This is a genomic window from Exiguobacterium sp. s56 (assembly GCF_018618255.1).
GTDB classification, from domain to species: Bacteria; Bacillota; Bacilli; order Exiguobacteriales; family Exiguobacteriaceae; genus Exiguobacterium; species Exiguobacterium chiriqhucha.
This window is the reverse complement of the sequence record NZ_JACSLR010000005.1, coordinates 77,078-103,281: the sequence shown is the minus strand read 5'-3', so window position 1 is coordinate 103,281 and position 26,204 is coordinate 77,078. Positions and strand designations below refer to the sequence as shown.

The following is a 26,204-nucleotide window of genomic DNA, read 5'->3' as shown; positions in this document are numbered from 1 at the left end:
GGCTAGCCATCCACGAGGACGGCTAGCCTTTTGTCGTTTAGAAGAATGAGCGTTGGACTTTGTGCCAGAACGAGTTGTTTTTCAGTTTGACCGTCTTGATGACCTGGTCAGACAGTTCGATATCGATGCGGTCTGTATACTTCAAGCTGAGCGCCTCGTTGTCCATGCCGATAATCGGATAGTCGTTCCCGTCCTCAACGATGCGGAGCGAGAGTTTGCGTGAGTCGTGCACGATGAACGACGAGCCGAGCGTGCGGTAACGATTATTGTTCACTGAGGCGATCTCGCTCACTTGCATACATGGGATGAGCGGGTCGACGATGGCGCCGTCGAGTGATTTGTTGTACGCTGTCGAGCCGGTCGGTGTCGAGACGACCATGCCGTCACCGCGGAACGTCTCGAAATGGAGGTCGTCGATGTACACTTCGATGGCGAGCGATTTGATGATACTCGACTTGATTGAGGCTTCGTTCAAACAAAGCATCGGAGTCGATTCATTGATGGATGCCGACAAGAGCGGGTATTTCCGCACTTCGAGACCGGCTTCGATACGGGCGCTGTTGTCCGAGAACAAGCGATCGACTTCGTCGAGTTTATGTATATCGAAGTCGCAATAAAACTCGTTCAAGCCGCGGCCAAACCCGACGTAGATAGCATCTTGACGGAATCCTGTATAACGGACGGCCTGTAAGAACGCGCCATCTCCCCCGATGGCGACGATGATGTTGGCGTCTTCCGGACGATTCACGACGTTGAAGCCATGCTTCTCACCGATCTCGATTAGTTTCTTTACCTCTTTAGTAAAGTCGTTGACGTTACGATGGTACAAATAAACGTTGTTTCTCATCCATGTCATCCCCTTTGTCAATTGAGTCTCTTTCATTATACAGCGTTTTAGACGCTCGATATAGGGAAAATCACAATCAGGCCGTCTGAGGCAGGAAGTTTGTCATCGAGACGGCACCATCGATATGATGAAGAAGTATAAATCAAACCAAAGGGGATGAAACGATGCCAACATTTAAAGGCAATACCGTTACACTGCAAGGGAATCCGGTCAAAGTCGGAGATGCTGCACCGGACTTTACAGCGCTCACGACGGCACTTGAAGAGGTGACGCTCGCGTCATACCCAGGGAAAAAATTGATTAGTGTCGTCCCGTCGATTGATACAGGCGTCTGTGATGCACAAACGCGTGCGTTCAACGAGAAAGCGGCAACGCTTGGAGGGACAGTCTTGACTGTGTCGAACGACTTGCCGTTCGCACAACGTCGCTGGTGTGCGGCCTCGGGACTCGATAACGTCATCATGTTATCGGACCACCGCGACCAATCGTTCGCGAAATCTTACGGCGTGTTGATGGAAGAGCTCCGTCTCCTCGCACGCTCGGTGTTCGTCATCGACTCAGAAGGTACGGTCCAATACGTCCAGTACATGGATGAGATGACAGACGAGGTCGATTTCGATGCGGCGCTCGAGGCGTTTGATAAAGCGAACTGATTCACTTGGCGAAATGACCACGAATCGCTTACACTAATAGAAGTGAACCGACCGGCTCTCCATCAGAGGGCCGGTTTTGTATGGAAAGGATGATCGAAGATGGAACGATTTGAACAATTGTATCGGGATTGGAAGAAAGAGGCGAAGAAGCTGACGACCGACCTTGATTTGTTACCGCTCGAGGCGTTGATTGAAGTATTTGAACGGGTCGATGTCGAACAAGAGAAGACGGATGATGTCCGCAAAGCCGTCAGTCTGCTCGTGCTCGAGGAGACGACGACCCTCCCGCCGAACCATCAACCGACGCCGGACGCCGTCAGCCTGTTCATCGGGTACTTGGCGACGAAACTCGTCAAGGACGGGGCGAACGTGCTCGAGCTCGGTAGCGGGACGGGGACACTCGTCCACGCCGTGTTGACACAATTGAAAGATGCCACCGCACAGGCGGTCGAAGTCGATGAGACGATGCTGCGTCTGTCTTACGCAATCAGCAACCTGCTCGGGAAGCCGGTATCGTACTTCCATCAAGACGCACTCGCACCGCTGTTCGTCGAGCCGAGCGACTTGGCACTCGTCGATTTGCCGATCGGCTATTATCCGAACGATGACATGGCGTCTGGCTACGCCTTGAAACGGGATGAAGGCCATTCTTACTCGCACTTCTTGTTGATCGAGCAGGCGATGCGTCACTTGAAACCAGGCGGTCACGGGATTTTTGTCATCCCGAACAATTTGTTTGAACAGGATGACGAAGGGAAATTAAAACAGTGGATGGACCGTGAGGCTGTCGTCAAAGGTGTTCTTCAATTACCGACGACGATGTTCAAAGACGAGCGATATGCGAAAAGCCTATTGATGTTACAAAAGCTTGGGGAAGGCGTCAAACGCCCGAAACAAGCACTCCTCGTCGAGTTGCCATCGTTCACGGATGTGCGTGCTGTTGCCAATATTGTGAAACAGATTGACGATTGGTTTAAAACAACATAATTTTTATTGGGCAAAAGACTTGAAAAACATATGCCATATCAAGTATCTTCATTATGATACAGTTATCGGTTTTTAAGAGAACAGATAAAGACTCGTGTTTAAATCGAAAGGTAAGAGGTGTATGACATGACAAAAATTATGGCAGTCAACGCAGGTAGTTCGTCATTAAAGTTCCAACTTCTCGAAATGCCATCTGAGAAGATGCTCGCCGTCGGGCTCGTCGAGCGTGTCGGAAAAGAAGATGCGATCTTTACGATTAAATATGGCGAAGGACAAAAGTTCCATATCGTCACACCGCTTCATTCACATAAAGAAGCGGTCGAGCTCTCGCTCGAAAAATTGATTGACCTTGATATCATTCAGTCGTTCGACGAAATCGCAGGCGTCGGTCACCGTGTCCTTCACGGAAAAGAGTTGTACGCGGATTCGGTCGTTATCGACGATGAAGTCATGAAGAACATCGAATCGTTCGTCGAACTCGGACCGCTCCACATCCCGCCAAACTTGACGGGGATTCGTGCGTTCCAAACGATTTTACCGAACGTACCGCAAGTCGCGGTCTTCGACACGGCGTTCCACCAGTCGATGCCGGAAGAGAACTTCTTGTACAGCCTTCCGTACGAGTACTACACGGAGCACGGCGTCCGGAAGTACGGTTTCCACGGAACGAGCCACAAGTACGTCACGCAACGTGCGGCAGAGCTTCTCGGTCGTCCGCTTGAAGACCTTCGTTTAATCTCATGCCACCTCGGTAGCGGTGCATCAATCGCAGCGGTTGCCGGCGGTCGTTCGATTGACACGACGATGGGCTTCACGCCACTCGAAGGAATCACGATGGGAACGCGCTCGGGATCACTTGACCCGGCCCTCATCCCGTTCTTGATGCAGAAGACTGGCAAGTCGGCTGAAGACGTATTGAACGTCATGAACAAAGAGTCAGGTGTCTACGGTCTCTCGGGTATCTCGAGTGACTTGCGTGACATCGAGCAAGCAGCGGCTGAAGGCAACCACCGTGCCGAAGTCTCGCTCAAAATCTTCTCGAACCGCATCCACGGCTATATCGGTCAATATGCGGCAGAGATGAACGGTGTCGATGCAATCATCTTCACAGCTGGTGTCGGAGAAAACTCTGACGTCATCCGTGAGCGCATCCTTCGTGGCCTTGAGTTCATGGGCGTCTACTGGGATCCATCACTCAACAACGGAGCACGCGGCAAAGAGTTGTTCATCAACTACCCGCACTCACCGGTCAAAGTCATCATCATCCCGACGAACGAAGAATTGGTCATCGCACGCGATACTGTTCGCATCGCCAACCTCGTCGAATCACACGTTTAAGCTGTTACAACGTCCGTTCCGTATTCATACGGGACGGGCTTTTTTTAGTGCTTTTGGCATACGGCATGAGATGGTTTTGTGACGATGGGCCGAATCGAAAGTGCTCGTTTGTAACATTTGACGTAAGAAAACATGGTTTCCGTAACAAAGCAGATATATTAATCCCTTTAATTGGGAATTAATATGACGAAACCTAAAGATTTTTATCAAAGCCGTCATCTTCCCTTAAAAGATGGCGGTTTTGTAATGTAATCGTAACTTAGCTGACACTCAAATGAATTTTAGTTGTAAACGCACGGTCATACGATTCGTCATATAGTTATCTGGACGAAACATTCCGTAATCGACACGACATGTTTCAACTGGAACAGCACCACAGATTCGACAACACGAACTTACAACGAACAAACCGACTAGGAGAGGACAAACCACATGCTCAAAAAAATTGGAACGGTCTTACTACTGACGGTCATGACACTCGCTATGCTCTTACCCCAACAACAAGTTGAGGCGTCTTCAAAAGTTTACGTACAAAGCCAAGTCAACGGATTGAACGTCCGCTCGGCAGGGACGCTCAGCGGTAAAGTGATTGGGAAAATCAATAAAGGACAACAACTTCAACGCACTGGCTCAAAAGGAGCTTGGATTCGCGTCAACTACAAAGGCAAGTCAGGTTGGATCGCTACAAAGTACTTACGCACCGTGAAGAAAACGGTCGCGAAGGCTAGTGTGAAAACATATACGATGAACGCATCGGCTTACACACCGTACTGCAAAGGATGTTCAGGCGTTACGGCATTAGGCTGGAACGTACGGGCACAAAAACGTAACGTCGTCGCTGTCGACCCGCGCGTCATTCCGCTCGGTAAGAAAGTACAAGTGTACGTCGGCGGGAAGTTGATGGGCACATACACAGCGGCTGACACAGGCGGCGCCATCAAAGGTAACAAAATCGACATCTTGATGTACTCACAAAGTGCGGCCCTCAACTTCGGTCGTAAGACGGTTACTGTCAAAGTGTTATAATACGTGAACGAGGGGCCATCGCATTTGCGGTGGCCCTTTTTTAACTAAATTAGGCGAGAATTCTCCCTCCTCTAAGCGTCTCGGGGCACGGCCCAGCGTAGGTAGGAGATGAATCGCCCGTCCCTGACGCCCTTGGCCACCGCTGTGACAGGACGACGAACAAAAGTTCGTGATTCCGTCAGATTTCCTCGCCCCCTCCGCGGGTATCGGAATGGGACAAGCATCATCCTGGTACCGGGCAAAGGAGGGACGGACATGCTGAAGGGCTACCGATATCGGCTCCACCCGACGGCGACGCAGGCCGAGTTCCTGATCAAGACGATCGGCTGCGCCCGCTTCATCTACAACAAGCTGCTCGAGGACCGCATCACCATCCACGAGGAGGCGAAGGCGGCAGGCGGACCGAGGCGGAAACCGCCGACACCGGCCTCTTACAAGCCGCTGTTCCCGTTCCTGTGCGAGGCGGACAGCCTCGCGCTCGCGAACGCGAAGCTGCACCTCGACGCGGCGTTCGCGAAGTTCTTCGCCGGGACGGCCGGCTTCCCGGTGTTCAAGTCGAGACGGAAATCGCGCGCGTCCTACACGACGAACAACCAGCACGGCACGATCCGCATCGAGACGGGAAAAGTCCGTCTGCCGAAGGTCGGGTTCATCCGGTTCACACAGCATCGCGGCTTCGACGGGGAGATCCGCTCGGCGACCGTGTCGATGACGAGGACGGGCACGTTCTTCGTGTCGCTCCTCGTCGAGCAGGATGACGAGCCGTGGGGCCCGGCCGAGCACAACATAGGGATCGACCTCGGGCTGGAACACTTCGCCACCATGACGAACGACGATTTCGTCACGGAGAAGATCGCGAACCCGCGCAACCTGCGACAGGCCGAAGATCGGCTCAAACAAGCGCAGCGCGCCCTCGCCCGCAAGAAGCCCGGCAGCCGGAACCGCGAGAAGGCCCGGCTCCTTTTGGCTAAAAAGCATGAAAAGGTACGGAACCGCCGGCACGACTTCCTCCACAAGCTGTCGCGACGCATCGTCGACGAGAACCAAGTCGTCGTGGTCGAGACGCTGAAGCCGAGGGAGATGATGCAAAACCGCCGCCTGGCGAAATCAATCGGGGACGCCGGGTGGGGCGAGTTCGTCCGACAACTCGAATATAAATGTAAATTCTACGGCCGGACGCTGATCAAGGCCGACCCGTGGTTCGCCTCGACCCAAGTCTGTTCGAGCTGTGGCGAGAACGGCGGCAAGAAAGACTTACAAATTCGGGAGTGGACGTGTGCCGCGTGCGGCGCGCACCACGACCGCGACGTCAACGCGAGCCTCAACCTGTTGCGCCTCGCCAACTGAAACACCTCAGGGCAGGGACTGCCCGACGAGCTTGGCCCATAATCGTGGCTGGTCAAAGCACGGTCTTCCCAAGAAGCTCCCACTTCAATTCGCGAAGCAAATAAGTGGTGAGTAGTTCACACGGTTATACGGATATGACTTCACTCACTTATTAAGAGAGCGGGTGTTTCAGCCGATGGGACTCTCGCGGACGGAATGGGCGACCGATGCGGCACCGAGTTTCGTCAAAGTCATTGACGATCCTGACGAGGAAGCGTCGTATAAGTTGTATCCTTTTGATGATGGAATGGGGTCGAACCTACATACGACTGCGCGAGAATTCGCGGAATGGGGCAATCTTCATCTGAATAACGGACGTCATCGTGGAGTTCAGATTGTGCCGAAAGAAATGATTCGTCTCGCGACATCGATTCAAAGTCCCGCATATCCCAACTCAACGTTCCCGACAAACGGACTGTTTTGGTATGTCCAAGGCGAGCCGAAAGCGTGGAGCGAACTAGGGGAGGCTGTACCAGCTGGGTCGTATCAAATTCTTGGGAACACCGGGCCATTGCTATTGGTTATTCCTGCTTATCGAACCGTCGTCGTCAGGATGTATAACAAACTCTATAATTATGGTGGCGATCGATACCTCGATTACCTTCGCGAGTTCAGTAATTTGGCGGCTGAGACGGTTCGACCGATTGATAACCTGATGCCATAAGCGACTACACACGAAAGGGCCAACGCATGCGCGTTGGCCCTTGAAACGTTATTGGCGGACGATCAGCACGTCACACTTCGAGTAGCGGACGATGCTTTCAGAGACGCTACCGATGAAGAAGCGTTCGACGGCGTTCAACCCGGTCGCTCCACAGATGATGAGATCAATGTCGTGATTCGGTGCGATTTTTTTAGCGATTGTCACTTTCGGAGAGCCGTACTCGATGACCGTCTCTACTTCTTTGACACCTCGTTCTTTCGCGCGATTGACGTAGTCCTCGAGCAGTTCTTTCGCATACGTCTCGGCACGCTCGGTAATCGTCCGGTCGTACGCTTCAACCGTGGCGAATGTCCGTGTATCGATGACGTGTCCGATATACAGTTTGCCATCGTTTCGAAGTGCGACGTCGATTGCTGTTTCAAATGCACGTTCGGCCTCTTTCGAGCCGTCGACGGCAGATAGAATATGTTTGTAGACAATTGCCATGTAAATCCCAACCTTTCGCTTGAAATGTACGTGCGGCTTACATGTATAGTATACCACTTCTGCTTCAATTCACGCCCGGTTCTTTCAGAAATGTGTGAAATTTTCACAACTTTCTGATGGAACAGGTTGAAGTTTGGAAATGGGCAAGCGGAACGGGTAAGATGATACAGAGGAGGGATGACGATGAAACATGTAGTCATCACGGCCGGTGCGAAAGGGATCGGCCGCATTGTGACGGAACGATTATTGGAGGAAGGTTGGCACGTCAGTGTATTGCAGCGGAAGCCGATCGATTGGCAACATGAACGGTTACATATGGTCGAGGCCCCGTTGACGGACCGCGAAGCTGTCCTGAGTGGCTATGAAGAGGCGGTGGCCAAATTCGGAGAGCCGGACGCGCTCATCTTGAACGCCGGGCCTTACATCTTCGAACGGAAGTGTCTCGTCGATTTGACGGACGAGGAGTGGGACGAGGTCATCAGCGGCAATTTGTCAGCCTCGTTTTGGCTGATGCGCCGGGCTATCCCGAGTATGCGGGCAAAACGATTCGGCCGCATCATCACATATGGCTTCCCGGAGAGTGGGACGGCACCAGGCTGGGTTCATCGGTCGGCTTTCGCGGCCGCCAAAACCGGGCTCGTCAGTTTGACGAAATCGGTCGCACTCGAGGAAGCGGCACACGGCATCACAGCCAATATGATTAACCCGGGCAATATCGTCGGCGCGCAAAAAGAAATGCGAATCGAAGCGGCCGAACCGGACGACCAGACCCCGGTCGGACGACACGGGACGGGCGAAGACATCGCCCGCATGATTCTATTCCTGCTCGCCCGTGATTCCGATATGGTCACAGGTGCCATCATCGATGTGACCGGAGGTGTCAACGTCGTCCATCAATACCGAAAATAAGGAGGAAACCGCATGAAATTGGCCATGTTGACCGATATCCATGGAAACGTCCAAGCGCTCGACGCGGTGCTGGCCGAGCTCGATCGCCAGCAGGTCGACGAGATTTGGAGTTTGGGCGATATGATCGCGATGGGGCCCGACTCGAACGAAGTGATGGCACGTCTGCTCGACCGTGGTGTACACATGATCACCGGCAACCATGATGAGGCTGTCTTGTCGCTCATGGCCGGGACGGGTCACCCTGACAGTTATGCCCATACCCGTCCGCATCACGAGTGGGTGGCGCGCACGCTTAGGCCTGACTATGCGGACGCGCTCTTCAAGTTGCCGCGTACGATTGAACGCGTTGTCGAGGGTACGCGGGTATATGGGATTCATTATCATATCCCGAGCGAGAAGCGGGACGTGCCGATCACCGAGGAGCCGTTCCATGACATCGTCGAGGCGACACTTTCGAACATGCAGTCGTTGTATGGGTCTTATGAAGCGGACGTCATCTGTTTCGGGCATCATCATCCGGAGCATGTGTTCCATGACGACACGAAACATTATTTCAATCCCGGTGCGCTCGGTGTCGCCCGTGACGATTTGGCCCGTTACGGCATCCTCGAGTGGGATGAGACAGGCTTCGCCATCCATCCGCAGTCGGTCCGTTATGACAAGCAGGCATTTCTGGAAGCGATGGAACGGAATGATGTGCCGCAACGTGACGTCATGTTCCGACTCTTTTATTGACCGTGAAAAAGACCAGCCGCGTACGGCTGGTCTTTGTTGTGACTCAATTGATTTCTTGGAGCGTCTTCGGATAACTCGTCAACAAGATCGGACCACTCTCGGTCATGACGATATCGTCTTCGATGCGGACGCCGCCGACGCCAGGGAGATAAATTCCTGGTTCGACGGTGAACGTCATCCCGACTTGGGCCGTCATATCATTGTTGGCCGCCATCGACGGGAATTCGTGCACCTCGATGCCGATTCCGTGTCCGACGCGATGCGTGAAGTATTCGCCGTAGCCGGCCGACGTGATGACTTGGCGAGCCGCGATGTCGATGGATCCGAGCGTCGTCCCGACGTTCGCCATCTCGATGGCGGCTTCTTCGGCCTTAAGGACGGTCTCGTAAATCTCACGTTGCTTCGTGCTCGCTTCGCCGTAGACGACGGTGCGCGTGATATCCGAGGCGTAGCCTTGCCAAATGACACCGAGGTCGAACAAGGCGAAGTCGCCTTTCTTCAAGCGATTGTTACCAGGTACGCCGTGCGGATCGGCACTGTTCTCGCCGAACAAGACGAGCGTGTCGAACGACATCTCGCGGACACCTTGTTTCTTCATCGCATATTCGATCTCGGCGATGACCTCGAGCTCGGTCACGCCTTCACGCAAGGTGCGAATCCCTGCCTCAATCGCCATATCAGCGAGTTCGGCGGCGCGTTTCATCAGGCGGACCTCGTCCGGAGACTTAATCATGCGAAGCGCCTGAAGCTCTTCGGTCAAGTCGATGATTGAGAGACCGGCAAAGCCGGCGCGGAGCTGTTCGACGCGGTTGTAGGTCAAATGCTCGCCTTCAATCCCGATGCGCTCGGGGATAATCTGTTGGTCGAGGAACAGTTTGACGACTTTGTCCCATGGATTTTCGTGGTCCATGTACGTGACGATATCGCCATTCCAGTCGCTCGCCTCGACGATGCCTTTTTCAAGTGCCGGACAGACGAGAGCGGTCGTGCCGTTCTTCAAGACGAGGATGGCGATGAGCCGCTCATGTGCCTCGGCATATACTCCCGAAAAATAAAAGACTGATGCTTTCGACGTGACAAAAGCAGCGTCTAACCCTTTAGTGGCCAAAGATTGTGCAATATGGTTGGTTCGTTGATTCAACTCGTTTCCCTTCCTTCTCGTTCATTGGCGTTCTGTTTCATTATACCGTTTTCCAAAACGGAAAGGAAATGTCACATTTTCAGTAGTACAGTTTGAAGAAGGAAGACTGATACAGTATACTGAGGATGACAGAAAATGTATTGAGGAAAGGGACTCGTGACATGACAACAAAACATGAACAGATCATAGCACATATCGAGTCGCTCGATGTCGGATCTAAAATTTCGGTCCGCCAAATCGCGAAGGAATTGGCAGTATCAGAAGGAACGGCGTATCGGGCCATCAAGGAAGCGGAGAATTTAGGCTTCGTCTCGACGATTGAACGGGTCGGCACCATTCGCATCAAGCGTAAACATAAAGAGAACATTGAGAAGCTGACGTTCGCAGAAGTCGTCAATATCGTCGACGGGCAAGTGCTCGGTGGCCGAGACGGGCTCCATAAAACGCTCTCGAAGTTCGTCATCGGGGCGATGAAGCTTGAGGCGATGATGCGATATATCGACGTCGACTCACTCGTCATCATCGGAAACCGGGAAAAGGCGCATGAACTTGTGCTCCAGTCCGGTGGCGCCGTGTTGATCACGGGGGGATTCGACACGACCGATGAAGTGAAACGGATGGCCGATAAGTATCACATGCCGGTCATCTCGACGTCGTATGACAGTTTCACCGTCGCGACGATGATCAACCGGGCCATCTATGACCGCTTGATTAAAAAAGAGATTCTACTCGTCTCGGATATCGTCATCCCGCTGCACGACACGTTCTATTTGAAAGTGGACGATACGGTCAAACGGTGGCACGAACTGAACGAACGGACGAAACATAACCGCTATCCCGTCATCGACGAGCAGATGAAAGTCGTCGGCGTCATCACGGCGAAAGACTTGCTCGACCGGCCGCATGATACCGAGATCGAGAAAGTGATGACGAAGAGCCCGATCACGGTTGGCGTTCAGACGAGCGTCACCAATGCGGCGCACCAAATGGTTTGGGAAGGCATCGAGATGTTGCCGGTCGTTGATAACTATGGCCGTCTGCTCGGTATCATCAGCCGCCAAGACGTGTTGAAGGCGCTCCAACTCGCCAACCGCCAACCGCAAGTCGGCGAGACGTTCGACAATATGATCACGAACCAGTTGAAAGAAGATCCGGCTTCGAACGGGACGGCGTTCACCGTCGAGGTCGCTCCACAGATGACGAGCCACATGGGGACGGCATCGTCAGGGGTGTTGACGACGTTGCTCGTCGAAGGAGCGACCCGCAGTCTGCGCCATATGAAAAAAGGCGACCTCGTCGTCGAAAATATTACGGTCTACTTTATGAAACCTATTCAAATCGAGAGTCAAATTCGCGTCTCGGCCAACGTGTTCGACCTTGGCCGGAAGTTCGGGAAAGTCGATGTCGAGATGACACAAGGCACCCAACTCGTCGCCAAGGCGCTTGTCACGGCGCAATTGATTGACCGCTAACAAAAAAACGAGCTGATGCCATCATCAGCTCGTTTCTATTTCTCTTATGATTGGTTGATTGGCTCTTCGCTAGCGAGCGGATAGATTTTACGATAGCGAATGAACCCGACGATGGCGTTGCCGACACCCAAGACGAGCATAGCGATGCTGACGATCCAACCGATCGTCGAGCCGAGTCCGAGTCCGCCAACCATTTGGTTGACGGCGAAGAGTGCGAGAAACATGCTCAGCCAGATGAGCGCTTGCGTGTTGAACAGTGCTTTCCGGTACGGTGTCTTCGTCAAATAAGCGCGTCGTTTGGAAACGAAGTAAGCGCCTAACGAAAACAGAATGAGTCCGATCATAACTAATTGACCCAAGTGAAGAAACCCCTTTCAGACGTGTAATCTGTTATCATCATACCATAGAATAGTGTTCAAGAAAGCGAGGAATGGCAATGGCACATTGGCCAGAGGCAGCAACGATATTGAAATTGATTGAAGCGGCGGACACGATTATGATTCATCGACACGTCCGTCCCGACCCTGACGCGCTCGGGAGTCAGCTCGGATTAAAGCGGATTCTTGAAGTCGCCTATCCGGAAAAGCAGGTCTATGTCGTCGGCGGTATCGTCCGTGATTTAGAGTTTTTAGGTAAGATGGAGCATGTCGAACCGGAGATGTATCAAGAGGCGCTCGTCATCGTGCTCGATACGGCTAACCATGAACGAATCGATGGGCCGCACGCCTTGACCGGCAAAACGGTAGTCAAGATTGATCACCACCCTGACGAAGATGCGTATGCGACCCATCAAATCGTCGACACGACGGTCAGTTCCACCTCAGAGATGATTGCTGAACTTGCAGGGATTTGGGGGCTTGAACTTGACGAGGCGTCCGCATTCTTGTTGTTCGCCGGAATCGTCGGCGACACGGGACGGTTCCAGTTCCGCAACGCGACGCCACGTACGTTCGAAGTCGCGGCCGAACTGATTAACCATGGTATCGATACGAACCGGTTGTATCGTCAAATGTATAAGACGAATTTGGCGACGTTGCAACTCCAAGGCTATGTCTTACAAAACGTCAATGTGACCGACGCGGGTGTCGGCTACGTCAAAATCGATGCAGACGTCTTGCGCACGTTCCATGCGACACCGGAAGCGGCGTCGCTGCTCGTCAACAGCTTCTCTGGCCTTGAAGGGCTGAAGTGTTGGGTCATGTTCGTCGAGAACAAGGACGAGATTCGTGTCCGGATCCGTTCGAAAGGACCGGTCATCAATGAAGTGGCGAAACGCTATCGCGGCGGTGGTCATCCGATGGCCGCCGGTGCCACGATCGATAAATGGGAAGAGATGGACGAGGTGATCACGGCGCTCGATGAAGTCGCGGCCCCGTTCACGTTCGAAACTGAAGAGAGCTGACCCGTTGGTCAGCTCTCTTCAGCGTTTATCCTCTTCTTGTGGAATGAACCACGTACCACGGTCGGTCACATCCTCGACGACATCGAGTTGATACTCGGTGATATAACGACGGAGTCGTTCGATAATCTCCGGACTATCGGCGAAGACGGTCTGGCCGTTCTGTAAATTCTCTAGCTTGTCACGTGCGATTTTACCCCGATTAATAATCATACGGTTTATACCCCCTTTTAGGAGAAGTTTTGTCTATAATTATTGTATCAGACAAGTGCCAAAATGAGTTTGACAATTGTGAAAAAAGAAAGGGGGACTCTTGTGATCCACTTGAATGTACGATCGGCTTATAGCTTGATGCAAAGTACGATTCGGCTCGAACAGTATGTCACCCAGATGGCCGAACGGGGGAGTCGAGCAGTCGCTTTGGCCGACGATGCGTTATACGGCTTGCCGCAATTCGTCCGATTATGTGAACGCTATGCGGTTAAACCCGTTATTGGATTACGGACGACGCTGCGAATGGATGGATTCGACGTCTCCGTTCTCGTCTATGCGTTGACCAATGAACAAGTGCCCGAACTGTATCGCATCGTCCAGGCCGATGGCTTGACCGAAGCGACCGAACTGGCGGTGCTCATCTTACCGGAGAACTGGAAAGCGAACGACCCGGTTCACCGTCGCCGTCTCTATAACCATTTGCTCGGTTATGTGAATGAAGACAGACTGTGGCTCGGGTTGCCGGCGCCGCAGTCGACGGAACAGACGCTGATGCTCCGGCAATTACGCGAGATGCGTGACGAACTGGGGACACGACTCGTACCGGCCCCGGACACGTGTTACATGAGACCGGAGGATTTCGAGGCGTATCGCGCCATCGTCGCCATCGGTGAAGGCGAGCTCATCTCACAAGAAGATGTGCATCGGAAAGGAAAGTACGTAAGACTGCCGAGCGAAATGAACGATTGGTTCGATCCGATCGAGCTTGAGGCGTTGGACGAGTTCGAATCCCTCATCTCGGTCACACGCTTGCCGGAGGCGACCTCGTCGATTCCAGAGATTGAACATGCGATCGACCGACTGAAGCGTCTCGTCGCCGAACGATTGAAGGCGCTCGACTTGTTCCAAGAGGAATATATCGAACGAGCCCGCTATGAACTCGACGTCATAGCGCGGACCGGTTTCGCCTCGTATTTCCTCATCGTCGAGGATATCGTCCGTTACGCTAGGGAGCAAGGCATTGAAGTCGGTCCGGGGCGTGGGTCCGCGGCCGGATCACTCGTCAGTTTCGCGCTTCACATCACCGAGGTCGACCCGGTCCGGTTCGAGCTGTTATTTGAACGCTTTTTGAACCCGGAACGAATCACGATGCCGGATATCGATTTAGACTTCGAAGACGAGCGGCGCGACGAGGTCGTCCGCTATGTCCTCGATAAATACGGGGCCAACCACGCCGCCCAAATCGGGACGCTCGCGACGTTCGGCGCGAAAGCGGCGCTACGTGATGTCGCGCGGGCGCTCGGGCTGACGCTTGAAGAAGGGCAGGCGGCCAGCAAACAAGTGAAAGACGACGGGTTGGCCGGGATTTTGGCCAATCCGACGAAGATGAAATGGTTCGCCGGCAGTCAGAAGCGGTCGCAACTGTTACACATCGCCGCCCAGCTCGAAGGATTGCCCCGTCAAGCCTCGGTCCACGCGGCCGGACTCGTACTCAGTCGCGACGCGCTTGATGACGTCACCCCGTTACAGCCGACAGCAGGGGAGCAAGTGACCCAATATAATATGAAGGATCTCGAAGCGCTCGGCCTGTTGAAAATCGATTTGCTTGGCCTGCGCAACTTGACTAGACTCCGTCAGATGGAGACGCTCATTCGCGAGACGGATGAACTGTTCTCGCTGAAGACAATTCCATTGAATGACGCCAAGACGTTGCGGGTGCTCGCTCGCGGTGACACGGACGGGATTTTCCAGTTCGAATCGGAAGGGATGAAACAAGCGCTCCGGCAAGTGAAGCCGACCACGTTCGAGGATATCGTCGTCACGATGTCGCTCTATCGTCCAGGTCCGATGCAGTTTATCGATACGTATGCGAAGCGAAAGCATGGCATGCCGCATCAGCCGGTCCACCCGGTCGTCGGTGAGATTATGCGTACGACGAACGGCGTGCTCGTCTATCAGGAGCAAGTCATGCGCCTCCTGCGAGAACTTGCCGGCTACTCGTATGCCGAGGCCGATTTGATTCGCCGTGCCATCGCCAAGAAAGATGTAGCGGCCATCGACGTTGAGAAGAGTCGATTCTTGGAACGTTCGTCGGAGCGGTTCGACAGCGACTCGATGCGACAAGTATTCTCGTGGATTGAGAAGTTCGCGGGCTACGGTTTCAACCGTTCGCACGCGGTGGCCTACAGTTTAATCAGTTATCGCTTGGCTTTCGTGAAGGCGCACTTCGAGCGGATTTTTTATCTCGTTACGTACGACAAGACGAACCAACTCGTTCGCATGCTGCGAAAAGGGAAAATTCCCGTCTATCCGCCGGACGTCCTTCATGGCCAAGCCGGGGCCTTTTTAGAAGGGCCAGGGGTCCGTCTCGGGTTGAAGGCGGTCCAAGGCTTGACGAAACGCGACGTCGAACGGTTGATTGAACACCATTCCGAATTCACCGACGTAAAACGTCTGCTCGAACTGATGGAGTGGGGCTCGAAAGACCAGCCGAAGTTGCGGCGCCTGCTCGGAGCCGGTGCTCTCGACCGGATGTATCACGGCGATCGCCACCGTGCGTTCGAGGCCGTTGAACGGCTTCGCGAGGAGACAGAGACGCATCTGCTCCCAGATGAGCTGTCCGCACTCGGTTTGAAGCGCTCGGCACCAATCGAGCCGAATTGGTCCGAAGAAGAACGGGAAGCACTCGGGACGTGGATCGTCCACTCGCCGTTGACGACGGTCGCCCCGCTCTCGATTGAGACGGTGACGATCGATGAAGTGTTGAACGGCGAACGGGGATTCATCGTCGTCTATGTCGATGCGATTCGTACGTTCAAGACGAAAAAGAATGAAGAGATGGGTGTTGTCATGGTCGATGACGGCGTCTCGCAAGACGAGGTCGTGATTTTTCCACGCGTGTTCACCCAATTCTCTCGTTCACTTTACGTCGGGAACGTCCTCTTGCTCGAGGTGCATCCGAATGAACGGGACGGGCGTCGCCAACTCGTCGTCGAACGCGTCCGGCCTCTCCACGGCCAAGCGTTGTTTGTCCGATTGCGTCTGGAGTCGTTCGCCGACCTTGAAGAACTATTGCGAACAGCGCCAGGGGATGTCCCCGTCATTTGCCGATTCTCTGATTCGAAAGAAGTGAAACAACTCGCCTCGACATATGCCGTCAATCCGACAGAAGCATTGTTACAAGGATTGAGGCAGCGGTTCGGCGATACGGATGTTGTGTTGAAACGGGTCGACTCGAAATTGCCCGGCACGGGAACTAGTACCAAGTCATAAAAAGTGGTATAATCTGTTTAATTGGTCTGACCACTTTAGAGATAATGCCATCCAAAAGGGAGTTGAACGGTCAGATGCATGGAAAACACGCATCCTCATTTCACGAAAACATTTCTAAAATCAGAACGTTAATCGTCCAGGCCGCACTCGAGCCGGGCGACCGTCTCCCGTCAGAACGGGAACTCGCTGAAACGCTGTCCATCAGCCGTGCCTCAGTCCGTGAAGCATTACGGGCTCTCAGCTTCCTTGGGATTGTTGAGACGAAACACGGCGGCGGCACGTTTTTGTGCAAACAGGATCGGCACCGTTACATTGAAATCTTGTCAGAGTTCATCGTCACGAAACAGACGAAGGCGTCGGACATCGTCGATATGTTGCGTTTGCTTGAGCGCTTGGCGTTGACGGAGGTCGAACCGACCCCGGAACGCATCGCGTTGCTCGAGTCGAGCGTTGAGACGGACCGCGCCTTCAGGCAAAACCTTATCTTCGGATTAAAGAATGAACTGTTCATTCGAATCTGGAGCGAAGTGAACCGGTTTTATGACGGCACGGACGCAGGCGACCTATATACGGAAGACGAACGTAGACGATTATTGGAGATGTGGCGTGGGGCGGGGATGCCGGAATGAACGAGGGGGAAGCGATGACTGCTTTTTTCAAGAAACCTAAACGATATATGCCATTGCGTCAACGAGAACCAAAGATTGATGCACCACAAGGCTTGATGACGAAATGTCCATCTTGTAAATATATGCATTACACGAAACAGTTAAACGAGAATCATAAAGTGTGTGATTGCGGCTACCATTTCCCGCTCAGTGCAGATGAGCGGATTCACATGTTGGTCGATGGTCAATCGTTTGAAAAATTTGCGGGACCGCTCGTCAAAGAGAACCCGCTTGATTTTCCAGATTATGAAGATAAATTGAAAAAAGACAGGGAACGAACTGGGATTGAGGAAGCAATCGTTTGCGGTCGTGCCACAATCGATGGGCTCCCGGTCGTCGTCTGCGTCATGGATGCCCGTTTCCGTATGGGGTCGATGGGCGCCTACGTCGGAGAAGCAATCGCCTCGGCGGTCCGGACCGCGACGAAAGACGGATTGCCGGTCGTCTTGTTCACGGCCTCGGGCGGTGCCCGCATGCAAGAAGGCATGGTCAGCTTGATGCAGATGGCCAATACGTCAATCGCCTTGAAAGAACATGACGAGGCGGGTCTTCTGTATGTCGCCTACTTGACGCATCCGACAACAGGTGGCGTGTCGGCGAGTTTCGCGATGCTTGGTGATGTGAACGTCGCCGAACCTGGAGCGTTGATCGGCTTTGCCGGTCGTCGCATCATCGAACAGACGATTCGTGAAAAATTGCCAGACAACTTCCAAACTGCCGAGTTTCTATTAGAAGCGGGTCAATTGGACGCCGTCGTTCATCGTGAACAGATGCGTTCGTTCTTGAAGAAGATGATCGTGTTACACGGCGGGGAGGTCCATCATGTTTGATCCAATCAAAGAAGTAAATGAACAGCTCGGGAAGTTGCGTGAGACGGCGGAGACGAAAGGAATCGATTTATCCCGTGAAATCCGTCACCTTGAAGCGAAGCTTCATCGATTAGAAAAAGACATTTATGGGAATATGAAACCGTGGGATCGCGTGCAGCTGGCGCGAAATCCGAAACGCCCGACGACGCTCGATTATATCGATCGCCTGTTCCCGGATTTCATCGAGTTGCACGGTGACCGTCACGGCTATGATGACGCTGCGATTGTAGCGGGATTGGCCACACTCGACGGCGTCCCGGTGACGATTATCGGTCATCAACGTGGGCGGAACACGAAAGAGAACATGAAACGCAACTTCGGGATGCCACATCCAGAAGGCTATCGCAAAGCGCTTCGTTTCATGAAGCAAGCAGAGAAGTTCAATCGTCCGGTCATCACGTTCATCGATACAAAAGGCGCCTACCCTGGGAAAGCGGCCGAAGAGCGTGGACAAAGCGAAGCGATTGCCCGCAACTTGTTTGAAATGGCGACGTTGAAAGTTCCGATTATCTCGATTGTCATCGGGGAAGGCGGATCGGGCGGTGCGCTCGGGATTGGTGTTTGCGACCGGTTGCTCATGCTTGAAAACAGCACGTACTCGGTCATTTCACCAGAAGGCGCGGCTGCCCTGCTTTGGAAAGACGCGAAGCTTGCGGAACGCGCTGCGGAAACGATGAAGATTACGGCACAAGATTTGTTGAATTTAGGGATTGTCGATGAAGTCGTCACCGAGGTGTTTGGTGGTGCCCATATCGATGTGTCATTACAGTCATCACTCTTAAAGCCTGTATTAGCACAACACATGACTGAGTTGCGAGGACGGACTCAAAACGAGTTGTTGCAAGGGCGCGCTGCCAAATATCATGAAATTGGCACAATTGGCTCGTGAAAACGTTAACAATCGCTTTGCGTTCACGTTAAATCACTCACGAGTTGACTGCTTTTGAGCATACCCCATGCTTTTTTTTCACATACTTGTGTTGTAAAACAAAGGTCAGACATGGTATTTTATTTTCAGATTTCGTTAAAACACATAAGAGGTGAGTGACGTGAATTTAAAACGTATTGCGGTATTGACAAGTGGGGGAGACGCCCCCGGAATGAACGCTGCAGTCCGTGCCGTGACCCGAAAAGCGATTTTCGAAGGTCTAGAAGTGTACGGTGTGTATAACGGCTATCAAGGTCTAATCGAAGGAGATCTCGTTGAATTGAACCTCGGTTCTGTCGGTGACATCATCCAGCGTGGAGGAACATTCTTACGTTCTGCCCGTTGCCCTGAGTTTAGAACGGAAGAGGGCCGTGCCAAAGCGGTCGAGCAGTTGAAGAAATTCAATATCGACGCGCTTGTAGTCATCGGGGGCGACGGTTCTTACCGTGGCGCCCAGAAGTTGACGGAACTTGGATTCCCGACAATCGGGCTTCCAGGAACGATTGACAACGATATCCCAGGAACGGATGCAACAATCGGGTTCGATACGGCGCTCAATACGGCGCTTGACGCGATTGATAAAATCCGTGACACGGCGTCGTCGCATGAGCGGACGTACGTCATCGAAGTAATGGGTCGTGATGCAGGTGACATCGCACTTTATGCCGGTCTTGCCGGTGGTGCCGAGTCAATCCTCGTCCCAGAACGTCCAGAAGATTTGAGTGCCATCGTCGACCGCATCAACCATGGTGTGGCGCGCGGTAAGAAACATTCGATCGTCGTTGTCGCCGAAGGCGCAGGCAGTGCCGAAGAAATCGGAAAAATGATCGCTGAGAAGACAAACTCAGAGACGCGTGTAACGATTCTTGGACATATCCAACGCGGCGGTTCCCCGACTGCTGCTGACCGTGTGCTTGCGAGCCGCATGGGTGCGTATGCCGTTGAGATTTTACTCGAAGGCAAAGCCGGACGTGTTGTCGGTATCCGCGGCGGTAAGATGATGGATCTTGATATCGATGAAGCGCTCGACCATAACAAACATTCGATTGATATGCAGTTGATTGATCTTTCGAACCAACTTTCGATTTAACGAGTAGCAGTGAACTCCACAGAGACGGGATCAGGTCGGTTGACCCCCCGTTTTCTGTGTGTAAATGTAATACATCCCCTAGGAGGTTTTTATTTATGCGTAGAACGAAAATTGTATGTACGATTGGACCAGCTTCAGAGAAACGTCTTCCAGAAATGATTGAAGCCGGAATGAACGTCGCTCGTCTCAACTTCTCACACGGTGACTATGAAGAGCACGGCGCACGTATCCGTGACATTCGCGAAGCATCAAAAGCTGCCGGTAAAGTCGTGACGGTACTTCTTGACACGAAAGGTCCTGAAATTCGTACACATACGTTTGAAGAAGGAAAAGCACTCCTCGAAAAAGGCAAAGAAGTCATCATCGTCTCGACAGAAGAAATCGTCGGAACGAAAGATCGTTTCTCAGTCACGTACGAAGGCTTGTACGAAGACGTTGAAGTCGGTTCACGCATCATGCTCGACGACGGACTCATTGGTCTCCTTGTCGTTGAGAAACTCCCGAACCGTGACCTTCGCTGCGTCATCGAAAACGAAGGCGTCATCAAGACGAAGAAAGGTGTCAACTTGCCTAACGTCAAAGTGAACCTTCCTGCCCTTACAGACAAAGACATCGCCGACATCGAGTTCGGTATTTCTCAAGACATCGATGTCATCGCGGCATCGTTCGTACGCCGTGCGTCTGACGTCGTTGAGATTCGTCAACTTCTCGAGCGCAACAACGCGTCACACATCAAAATCTATCCAAAAATCGAAAACCAAGAAGGTGTCGACAACATCGACGAAATCTTGGCGATTTCTGACGGTTTGATGGTCGCTCGTGGTGACCTCGGAATCGAGATCCCAACAGAAGAAGTCACACCAGTTCAAAAAGAATTGATCAAGAAGTGTAACGACCTCGGGAAACCGGTCATCACGGCTACACAAATGCTTGATTCAATGCAACGCAACCCGCGTCCAACACGTGCGGAAGCATCTGACGTTGCCAACGCCATCCTCGATGGTACGGACGCAGTCATGCTTTCAGGTGAGACGGCAGCAGGGGACTACCCAATCGAGTCAGTTCAAATGCAAGCAGCAATCGCTGTTCGTACTGAGCAAATGCTCGACTACAAAAACTTGCTCAAAGATCGTCAGAAGCGCAGTGAGCACACGGTAACGGATGCGATCTCACAAGCGGTTGCCCACACGGCAATCAACTTGAACGCGAAAGCGATCTTGACACCGACACAATCAGGTTACACGGCTGCTCGTACAGCGAAGTATCGTCCAGAGGCGAACATCATCGCGGTCACAGAGTCAGAGCGTGTGGCACGTCAATTGAACCTCGTTTGGGGCGTGTACCCAATCGTGGCTGACACGATGCCGAACAACACGGATGAGATGTTGGTACAAGCTTCAGAAGCAGCTCGTCACGCTGGATTCGTTACAGACGGTGACCTCGTCGTCATCTCGGCTGGTATCCCGGCTGCGACTGCTGGTACGACAAACATGATGAAAGTTCATATCGTCGGTCACGCCCTCGCAAACGGACGTGGGATCGGTGAGCGTGGTCTCGTCGGTGAAGTCGTCGTTGCGAACAATGCAGACGAAGCGAATGCGAAAGCGAAAGAGGGCATGATCCTCGTCGCACCATTCACAGATAAAGAAATGATGCCAGCGATTGAAAAAGCGGCTGGAATCATCACAGAAGACGGTGGATTGACGAGCCATGCCGGTATCGTTGGACCATCACTCCGCAAGCCGGTTATCGTCGGTGTCGAATCAGCGACATCAACGTTCCGCGACGGACAGATGATTTCAATCGACCCACTTACTGGTAAAATCTACAACGCGTAATCGAATGCCAATCGAACCGACCTTTTCATGAGGTCGGTTCTTTTTCCATTCAGAAAGAGAGTGTGTGATGAGTGCCTATTTATTCTTGCTGTTGCTCGTATTGATTGGGGTTATCTCCCATAACCAGTCGGTCATCATCGCCAGCAGCGTCCTCTTGATTATTAAAGCGGTCGGATTCGGCGACCAATTGTTCCCGACGCTCGCCTCAAAAGGCATCCATTGGGGGGTAACGATTATTACAATTGCCGTCCTCGTGCCGATTGCGACCGGCGACATCGGATTCCGGGAATTGTGGAATAGTATTAAAGGTCCAGTCGGCATCATCGCGTTCGCCTCTGGAATCTTCGTCGCGCTTGCCGCCGGCCAAGGGGTCCAACTGATGCGGGTCGACCCCGTCGTCACGACGGCATTGCTCGCTGGGACCATCCTGGCCGTCGGTTTCATGAAAGGCGTGCCGGTCGGACCGCTCGTCGGAGCCGGCATCGCCGCCTTGATTTTAGGTGGATTTAGCCTGTTACAAAAATGGTTCTGACATTTTTTGACGGCTGGATACGCTTACATTTCTTTTTTTCAGTAAATTGTTTATACTAGATAAAGGACAGGGTGGAGCGAGCTCGAAACGGATTGGGGAGAGTCTTCGACTCCTCGCCCTTATTCCCTACACACAGACTGTATATGCGGTCGATCACTTTTAAAGACTGAGGGGGAGTTATTGATGTCAACGACAAAAGGTTTAGAAGGAATTGTGGCAGCGGCCTCAAAAGTCAGTTCGATTATCGACGGACAATTGACTTACGGAGGATACACGATTGACGATTTGGCAGACCACGCCACATTCGAAGAGGTTGTTTTCCTATTATGGAACGACCGCCTTCCGAAAGAAGATGAATTAACTGAGCTCTCAGCAGCGCTCGTGAAAGAAGCCAAATTGCCAGAAGACGTCATCGCGACGCTCGAACGGGCACCGAAATCGGCCAATGCGATGGCGACGATTCGGACTGCACTTTCACAGCTCGCGCTTTATGATGAAGAGTCTGAAGATATGAGTCCGGAAGCGAACATGCGCAAAGCGATTCGTCTCCAAGCGCAAATCGCCACGATTGTGACGGCATTCGCTCGTCTTCGTAAAGGCGAACAACCGGTTGCACCAAAACAGGGCTTGTCTTATGCGGGCAACTTCTTGTACATGTTGAATGGAGAAGAGCCGAGCGAGGTCGCCGAGAAGACGATTGACAAGGCACTCATCCTTCACGCCGACCATGAATTGAACGCTTCGACGTTCACGGCACGCGTCTGCGTTGCCACATTGTCGGATATTTATTCTGGTGTGACGGCGGCGATGGGCGCCCTTAAAGGCCCGCTCCACGGAGGTGCGAACGAGGCGGTCATGAAGATGCTTCATGAAATCGGATCGGTCGACAAAGTCGAAGACTACGTCCGCGGCAAGTTCGAACGCCGTGAGAAGATCATGGGCTTCGGTCACCGTGTCTATAAGGACGGCGACCCACGCGCGAAACACTTGAAAGAGATGAGCCGCCAATTGACTGCTCAAATCGGCGAACCGGAATGGTACGAGATGTCTGAGAAAATCGATCATCTCGTCGAGACGGAAAAAGGCTTGAAACCGAACGTCGATTTCTATTCGGCGTCAACATATTACGCGCTCGGCCTCGACGAAGAGTTGTTCACGCCGATCTTTGCTGTCTCACGCATGTCGGGCTGGATTGCCCACATCCTCGAGCAGTACGCGGACAACCGTTTGATCCGTCCTCGCGCTGAATACATCGGCGAGACGAACCGGTCATACGTCCCGGTGAACGAGCGTTAATTGACGCCGAACGAGAAGTTCGAGTCACAATTTAGACATAAACTTTGGTAAACTAACAATTGACGTAGGTCGGCGCTCGCGTCGGCCTACATAAATGTACTTAGGGGGATTCATTATGTTGACACAAAACGAAAAGATTACAGTTGAAAACGGTGTATTAAACGTACCAAACGTACCGACGATTCCATTTATCATCGGCGACGGCACAGGACCTGATATTTGGAACGCATCAGTGCGCGTCTTTGATGCGGCTGTCGAAAAAGCATATGGCGGCGAGAAGAAAATCGAATGGATGGAAGTGTACGCTGGGGAGAAGGCCTACAACCAAAAAGGCGAATGGCTTCCAAACGAGACACTCGATCAAATCCGTGAATATTTGATTGCCATCAAAGGTCCATTGACGACACCGGTCGGCGGCGGAATCCGTTCACTCAACGTAGCACTCCGTCAAGAACTTGACTTGTACACGTGCTTGCGCCCGGTCCGTTACTTCACAGGCGTCCCTTCACCGGTCAAACGCCCAGAGGATACAGACATGGTCATCTTCCGTGAGAACACAGAAGATATCTACGCAGGAATCGAATACGCGTCAGGTAGCGACGAAGTGAAGAAGTTGATCTCATTCTTGAAAGAAGAGATGAACGTCAACAAAATCCGTTTCCCAGAAACGTCTGGAATCGGAATCAAGCCAATCTCGTCTGAAGGAACAAAACGTCTTGTTCGTGCGGCGCTCGAGTACGCCATCGCGAACAACCGTAAATCGCTCACGCTCGTTCATAAAGGAAACATCATGAAGTTCACAGAAGGCGCCTTCAAAAACTGGGGCTATGAGCTTGCAGAAGAAGAGTACGGCGACAAAGTCTTCACATGGGCGCAGTATGACCGTATCAAAGAAGAATCAGGCGAAGCGGCTGCGAATGAAGCGCAATCGAAAGCAGAAGCAGAAGGCAAAATCATCGTAAAAGATTCAATCGCTGATATCTTCTTGCAACAGATTTTGACACGTCCGCGTGAGTTCGATGTCGTGGCCACGATGAACTTGAACGGTGACTACATCTCGGATGCGCTCGCTGCCCAAGTCGGCGGAATCGGGATCGCCCCTGGAGCGAACATCAACTACGTGACGGGCCATGCTATCTTCGAAGCGACACACGGTACGGCACCGAAGTATGCCGGCCTCGACAAGGTCAACCCGTCATCGGTCATCTTGTCTGGTGAAATGATGCTTCGTCATATGAACTGGAACGAAGCGGCTGACCTCATCATCAACTCGATGGAGAAGACGATCGCCTCGAAAGTCGTCACATACGATTTCGCTCGTCTCATGGACGGCGCGACAGAAGTGAAGTGTTCAGAGTTTGCGGATGAATTAATTAAAAACATGTAAGACATCAGCTAAACCAAGGGGGAGAGCACAATGATTCGTCGCAATAAAATCTCGGTTATCGGTAGCGGATTCACGGGGGCCACGACGGCACTGTATTTGGCTCAAAAAGAACTCGGTAACGTCGTCTTGCTCGATATCAAAGAAAACGAGAACCCGACGAAAGGAAAAGCGCTCGATATGCAAGAGACGGCGCCGATTCAAGGGTTTGACTCGTGGATTACAGGGACGTCGGACTATGCCGAAACGGCGGACTCGGATATCGTCGTCATCACAGCGGGAATCGCGCGCAAGCCAGGCATGAGCCGGGACGACCTCGTCTCGACGAACGCCAAAGTGATGCGGGCGGTCACGAAAGAAGTGGCCCGTTACTCGCCGGACGCGATTATCATCGTCTTGACGAACCCGGTCGACGCGATGACGTATGCCGCCTTCAAAGAGTCGGGCTTCCCGAAAGAGCGGGTCATTGGTCAATCCGGTGTGCTTGATACGGCCCGGTTCCGGACGTTCGTCGCTGCGGAGTTGAATATATCCGTGAAGGACGTTTCTGGATTCGTGCTCGGCGGGCACGGGGATGACATGGTCCCGCTCATCCGCTACTCGTATGCGGGAGGAATCCCGCTCGAGAAATTGTTGCCGACCGACCGCATCGAAGCAATCGTCAATCGGACCCGTAAAGGCGGCGGTGAGATCGTCCAACTGCTCGGGAACGGATCGGCCTACTATGCGCCGGCCGCGGCCATCGTCGAGATGGTCGAAGCGATTCTCAAAGATCAACGGCGTATTTTACCGGCCATCGCGTATCTCGACGGCGAATACGGTTTCCACGACTTGTATCTCGGTGTTCCGACGATTCTTGGTGCGAACGGAATCGAACGTGTGCTCGAACTTGAATTGACGGAAGCCGAAACGGCGGCGCTACAGCGTTCAGCCGACTCGGTCCGCTCCGTCCTGAACGTCCTCAACTGAGGGCTTACCTCGTCTGCCATGGCAGACGAGGTTTTTTGTATGCGTGGCGCATGCTACACTGAAAGCAGAACGTGGATTTGTTTTGTTTTTGTAAAGATTTG

24 protein-coding genes and 1 pseudogene are annotated in these 26,204 nt (G+C 52.8%); 20 read left to right on the top strand and 5 right to left on the bottom strand.

Going from position 1 to position 26,204, the window contains the following annotated elements; all coding sequences use genetic code 11:
* Window positions 1-37: 37 nt before the first annotated feature.
* Entirely contained in the window at window positions 38-856 is an 819-nt protein-coding gene (locus KNP71_RS07000) for an NAD kinase (protein WP_029595171.1), read from the bottom strand.
* A gap of 155 nt (window positions 857-1,011) precedes the next feature.
* On the opposite strand from KNP71_RS07000, the gene tpx reads away from it, so the two are divergent.
* The 6 genes and pseudogenes from tpx to KNP71_RS06970 form a co-directional block, all read left to right on the top strand.
* The gene (gene tpx, locus KNP71_RS06995; protein WP_131471299.1) at window positions 1,012-1,500 is read left to right on the top strand and encodes a thiol peroxidase; all 489 of its coding nucleotides are present in this window, start codon (window positions 1,012-1,014) and stop codon (window positions 1,498-1,500) included.
* Window positions 1,501-1,599: 99 nt separating this feature from the next.
* Window positions 1,600-2,487 (top strand): class I SAM-dependent methyltransferase, encoded by an 888-nt coding sequence (locus KNP71_RS06990; RefSeq protein ID WP_029595173.1) that lies wholly within the window; start codon window positions 1,600-1,602, stop codon window positions 2,485-2,487.
* Window positions 2,488-2,613: 126 nt separating this feature from the next.
* A complete protein-coding gene (locus KNP71_RS06985) occupies window positions 2,614-3,825 on the top strand; it encodes an acetate kinase (protein WP_021065605.1) in 1,212 nt (403 codons plus the stop codon).
* A gap of 432 nt (window positions 3,826-4,257) precedes the next feature.
* A complete protein-coding gene (locus tag KNP71_RS06980; RefSeq protein WP_021065606.1) occupies window positions 4,258-4,851 on the top strand; it encodes a 3D domain-containing protein in 594 nt (197 codons plus the stop codon).
* Between the two features lie 255 nt (window positions 4,852-5,106).
* Complete coding sequence (locus tag KNP71_RS06975; RefSeq protein WP_029595174.1) at window positions 5,107-6,198, top strand: RNA-guided endonuclease TnpB family protein; 1,092 nt, start codon at window positions 5,107-5,109, stop codon at window positions 6,196-6,198.
* Window positions 6,199-6,334: 136 nt separating this feature from the next.
* Window positions 6,335-6,901: pseudogene (locus KNP71_RS06970) on the top strand (serine hydrolase); the annotation flags it as partial.
* A gap of 48 nt (window positions 6,902-6,949) precedes the next feature.
* On the opposite strand, the gene KNP71_RS06965 reads toward KNP71_RS06970, so the two are convergent.
* Complete coding sequence (locus KNP71_RS06965) at window positions 6,950-7,387, bottom strand: universal stress protein (protein ID WP_021065608.1); 438 nt, start codon at window positions 7,385-7,387, stop codon at window positions 6,950-6,952.
* Window positions 7,388-7,570: 183 nt separating this feature from the next.
* Here KNP71_RS06965 and KNP71_RS06960 point away from each other — a divergent pair, with 183 nt between their 5' ends.
* Window positions 7,571-8,296: an SDR family oxidoreductase gene (locus tag KNP71_RS06960; RefSeq protein WP_021065609.1), complete on the top strand. Its 726-nt coding sequence runs from the start codon at window positions 7,571-7,573 to the stop codon at window positions 8,294-8,296.
* Between the two features lie 12 nt (window positions 8,297-8,308).
* Entirely contained in the window at window positions 8,309-9,031 is a 723-nt protein-coding gene (locus KNP71_RS06955) for a metallophosphoesterase family protein (protein WP_029595175.1), read from the top strand.
* A gap of 43 nt (window positions 9,032-9,074) precedes the next feature.
* Here KNP71_RS06955 and KNP71_RS06950 read toward each other — a convergent pair whose 3' ends face one another.
* Window positions 9,075-10,172 carry a M24 family metallopeptidase gene (locus KNP71_RS06950; RefSeq protein ID WP_029595176.1) on the bottom strand — a complete coding sequence of 366 codons (1,098 nt, stop codon included), beginning with the start codon at window positions 10,170-10,172 and terminating at the stop codon, window positions 9,075-9,077.
* 161 nt (window positions 10,173-10,333) lie between these two features.
* Between KNP71_RS06950 and KNP71_RS06945 the strand changes: the two genes are divergently transcribed.
* Window positions 10,334-11,644 carry a DRTGG domain-containing protein gene (locus tag KNP71_RS06945; RefSeq protein WP_021065612.1) on the top strand — a complete coding sequence of 437 codons (1,311 nt, stop codon included), beginning with the start codon at window positions 10,334-10,336 and terminating at the stop codon, window positions 11,642-11,644.
* Window positions 11,645-11,688: 44 nt separating this feature from the next.
* On the opposite strand, the gene KNP71_RS06940 is transcribed toward KNP71_RS06945, so the two are convergent.
* On the bottom strand, window positions 11,689-12,003 hold the full coding sequence (locus tag KNP71_RS06940; RefSeq protein ID WP_235045157.1) for a YtpI family protein: 315 nt from the start codon (window positions 12,001-12,003) through the stop codon (window positions 11,689-11,691).
* A 77-nt stretch (window positions 12,004-12,080) separates the two neighbouring features.
* Here KNP71_RS06940 and KNP71_RS06935 point away from each other — a divergent pair, with 77 nt between their 5' ends.
* A complete protein-coding gene (locus KNP71_RS06935; RefSeq protein ID WP_031199843.1) occupies window positions 12,081-13,046 on the top strand; it encodes a DHH family phosphoesterase in 966 nt (321 codons plus the stop codon).
* A gap of 18 nt (window positions 13,047-13,064) precedes the next feature.
* On the opposite strand, the gene KNP71_RS06930 is transcribed toward KNP71_RS06935, so the two are convergent.
* Window positions 13,065-13,256 carry a YtzJ family protein gene (locus KNP71_RS06930; protein ID WP_021065615.1) on the bottom strand — a complete coding sequence of 64 codons (192 nt, stop codon included), beginning with the start codon at window positions 13,254-13,256 and terminating at the stop codon, window positions 13,065-13,067.
* A 102-nt stretch (window positions 13,257-13,358) separates the two neighbouring features.
* On the opposite strand from KNP71_RS06930, the gene dnaE reads away from it, so the two are divergent.
* The 10 genes from dnaE to mdh all read left to right on the top strand — a co-directional run bounded on the left by dnaE (window position 13,359) and on the right by mdh (window position 26,103).
* Window positions 13,359-16,529, top strand: a complete 3,171-nt coding sequence (gene dnaE, locus KNP71_RS06925; RefSeq protein ID WP_353049139.1) for a DNA polymerase III subunit alpha — start codon at window positions 13,359-13,361, stop codon at window positions 16,527-16,529.
* A 74-nt stretch (window positions 16,530-16,603) separates the two neighbouring features.
* Window positions 16,604-17,158 (top strand): FadR/GntR family transcriptional regulator, encoded by a 555-nt coding sequence (locus tag KNP71_RS06920; RefSeq protein WP_029595179.1) that lies wholly within the window; start codon window positions 16,604-16,606, stop codon window positions 17,156-17,158.
* Window positions 17,159-17,172: 14 nt separating this feature from the next.
* Window positions 17,173-18,027 carry an acetyl-CoA carboxylase, carboxyltransferase subunit beta gene (gene accD, locus KNP71_RS06915; RefSeq protein WP_029595180.1) on the top strand — a complete coding sequence of 285 codons (855 nt, stop codon included), beginning with the start codon at window positions 17,173-17,175 and terminating at the stop codon, window positions 18,025-18,027.
* Window positions 18,020-18,955 (top strand): acetyl-CoA carboxylase carboxyltransferase subunit alpha, encoded by a 936-nt coding sequence (locus tag KNP71_RS06910; RefSeq protein ID WP_021065619.1) that lies wholly within the window; start codon window positions 18,020-18,022, stop codon window positions 18,953-18,955. Before accD ends, KNP71_RS06910 begins: the two co-directional genes overlap by 8 nt.
* Window positions 18,956-19,115: 160 nt before the next feature.
* Complete coding sequence (gene pfkA / locus KNP71_RS06905) at window positions 19,116-20,084, top strand: 6-phosphofructokinase (protein WP_029595181.1); 969 nt, start codon at window positions 19,116-19,118, stop codon at window positions 20,082-20,084.
* 95 nt (window positions 20,085-20,179) lie between these two features.
* Entirely contained in the window at window positions 20,180-21,922 is a 1,743-nt protein-coding gene (gene pyk / locus KNP71_RS06900) for a pyruvate kinase (RefSeq protein ID WP_021065621.1), read from the top strand.
* A gap of 67 nt (window positions 21,923-21,989) precedes the next feature.
* The gene (locus tag KNP71_RS06895) at window positions 21,990-22,454 is read left to right on the top strand and encodes a DUF441 domain-containing protein (RefSeq protein ID WP_021065622.1); all 465 of its coding nucleotides are present in this window, start codon (window positions 21,990-21,992) and stop codon (window positions 22,452-22,454) included.
* A 183-nt stretch (window positions 22,455-22,637) separates the two neighbouring features.
* Entirely contained in the window at window positions 22,638-23,750 is a 1,113-nt protein-coding gene (gene citZ / locus KNP71_RS06890) for a citrate synthase (RefSeq protein ID WP_021065623.1), read from the top strand.
* A 118-nt stretch (window positions 23,751-23,868) separates the two neighbouring features.
* Complete coding sequence (gene icd / locus KNP71_RS06885) at window positions 23,869-25,137, top strand: NADP-dependent isocitrate dehydrogenase (RefSeq protein ID WP_029595182.1); 1,269 nt, start codon at window positions 23,869-23,871, stop codon at window positions 25,135-25,137.
* 30 nt (window positions 25,138-25,167) lie between these two features.
* Complete coding sequence (gene mdh / locus KNP71_RS06880) at window positions 25,168-26,103, top strand: malate dehydrogenase (protein ID WP_021065625.1); 936 nt, start codon at window positions 25,168-25,170, stop codon at window positions 26,101-26,103.
* Window positions 26,104-26,204 lie beyond the last annotated feature (101 nt).

What these genes read in the sequence shown, in the direction of transcription:
- KNP71_RS06910 (WP_021065619.1), top strand. Translation starts at nt 18,020, where the DNA reads ATGTTTGATCCAATCAAAGAAGTAAATGAACAGCTCGGGAAGTTGCGT.
- KNP71_RS06945 (WP_021065612.1), top strand. Translation starts at nt 10,334, where the DNA reads ATGACAACAAAACATGAACAGATCATAGCACATATCGAGTCGCTCGAT.
- KNP71_RS06920 (WP_029595179.1), top strand. Translation starts at nt 16,604, where the DNA reads ATGCATGGAAAACACGCATCCTCATTTCACGAAAACATTTCTAAAATC.
- KNP71_RS06955 (WP_029595175.1), top strand. Translation starts at nt 8,309, where the DNA reads ATGAAATTGGCCATGTTGACCGATATCCATGGAAACGTCCAAGCGCTC.
- KNP71_RS06985 (WP_021065605.1), top strand. Translation starts at nt 2,614, where the DNA reads ATGACAAAAATTATGGCAGTCAACGCAGGTAGTTCGTCATTAAAGTTC.
- KNP71_RS07000 (WP_029595171.1), bottom strand. Translation starts at nt 856, where the DNA reads ATGACATGGATGAGAAACAACGTTTATTTGTACCATCGTAACGTCAAC.
- KNP71_RS06960 (WP_021065609.1), top strand. Translation starts at nt 7,571, where the DNA reads ATGAAACATGTAGTCATCACGGCCGGTGCGAAAGGGATCGGCCGCATT.
- pyk (WP_021065621.1), top strand. Translation starts at nt 20,180, where the DNA reads ATGCGTAGAACGAAAATTGTATGTACGATTGGACCAGCTTCAGAGAAA.
- KNP71_RS06965 (WP_021065608.1), bottom strand. Translation starts at nt 7,387, where the DNA reads ATGGCAATTGTCTACAAACATATTCTATCTGCCGTCGACGGCTCGAAA.
- tpx (WP_131471299.1), top strand. Translation starts at nt 1,012, where the DNA reads ATGCCAACATTTAAAGGCAATACCGTTACACTGCAAGGGAATCCGGTC.
- KNP71_RS06935 (WP_031199843.1), top strand. Translation starts at nt 12,081, where the DNA reads ATGGCACATTGGCCAGAGGCAGCAACGATATTGAAATTGATTGAAGCG.
- citZ (WP_021065623.1), top strand. Translation starts at nt 22,638, where the DNA reads ATGTCAACGACAAAAGGTTTAGAAGGAATTGTGGCAGCGGCCTCAAAA.
- KNP71_RS06895 (WP_021065622.1), top strand. Translation starts at nt 21,990, where the DNA reads ATGAGTGCCTATTTATTCTTGCTGTTGCTCGTATTGATTGGGGTTATC.
- KNP71_RS06975 (WP_029595174.1), top strand. Translation starts at nt 5,107, where the DNA reads ATGCTGAAGGGCTACCGATATCGGCTCCACCCGACGGCGACGCAGGCC.
- KNP71_RS06990 (WP_029595173.1), top strand. Translation starts at nt 1,600, where the DNA reads ATGGAACGATTTGAACAATTGTATCGGGATTGGAAGAAAGAGGCGAAG.
- KNP71_RS06980 (WP_021065606.1), top strand. Translation starts at nt 4,258, where the DNA reads ATGCTCAAAAAAATTGGAACGGTCTTACTACTGACGGTCATGACACTC.
- accD (WP_029595180.1), top strand. Translation starts at nt 17,173, where the DNA reads ATGACTGCTTTTTTCAAGAAACCTAAACGATATATGCCATTGCGTCAA.
- mdh (WP_021065625.1), top strand. Translation starts at nt 25,168, where the DNA reads ATGATTCGTCGCAATAAAATCTCGGTTATCGGTAGCGGATTCACGGGG.
- KNP71_RS06930 (WP_021065615.1), bottom strand. Translation starts at nt 13,256, where the DNA reads ATGATTATTAATCGGGGTAAAATCGCACGTGACAAGCTAGAGAATTTA.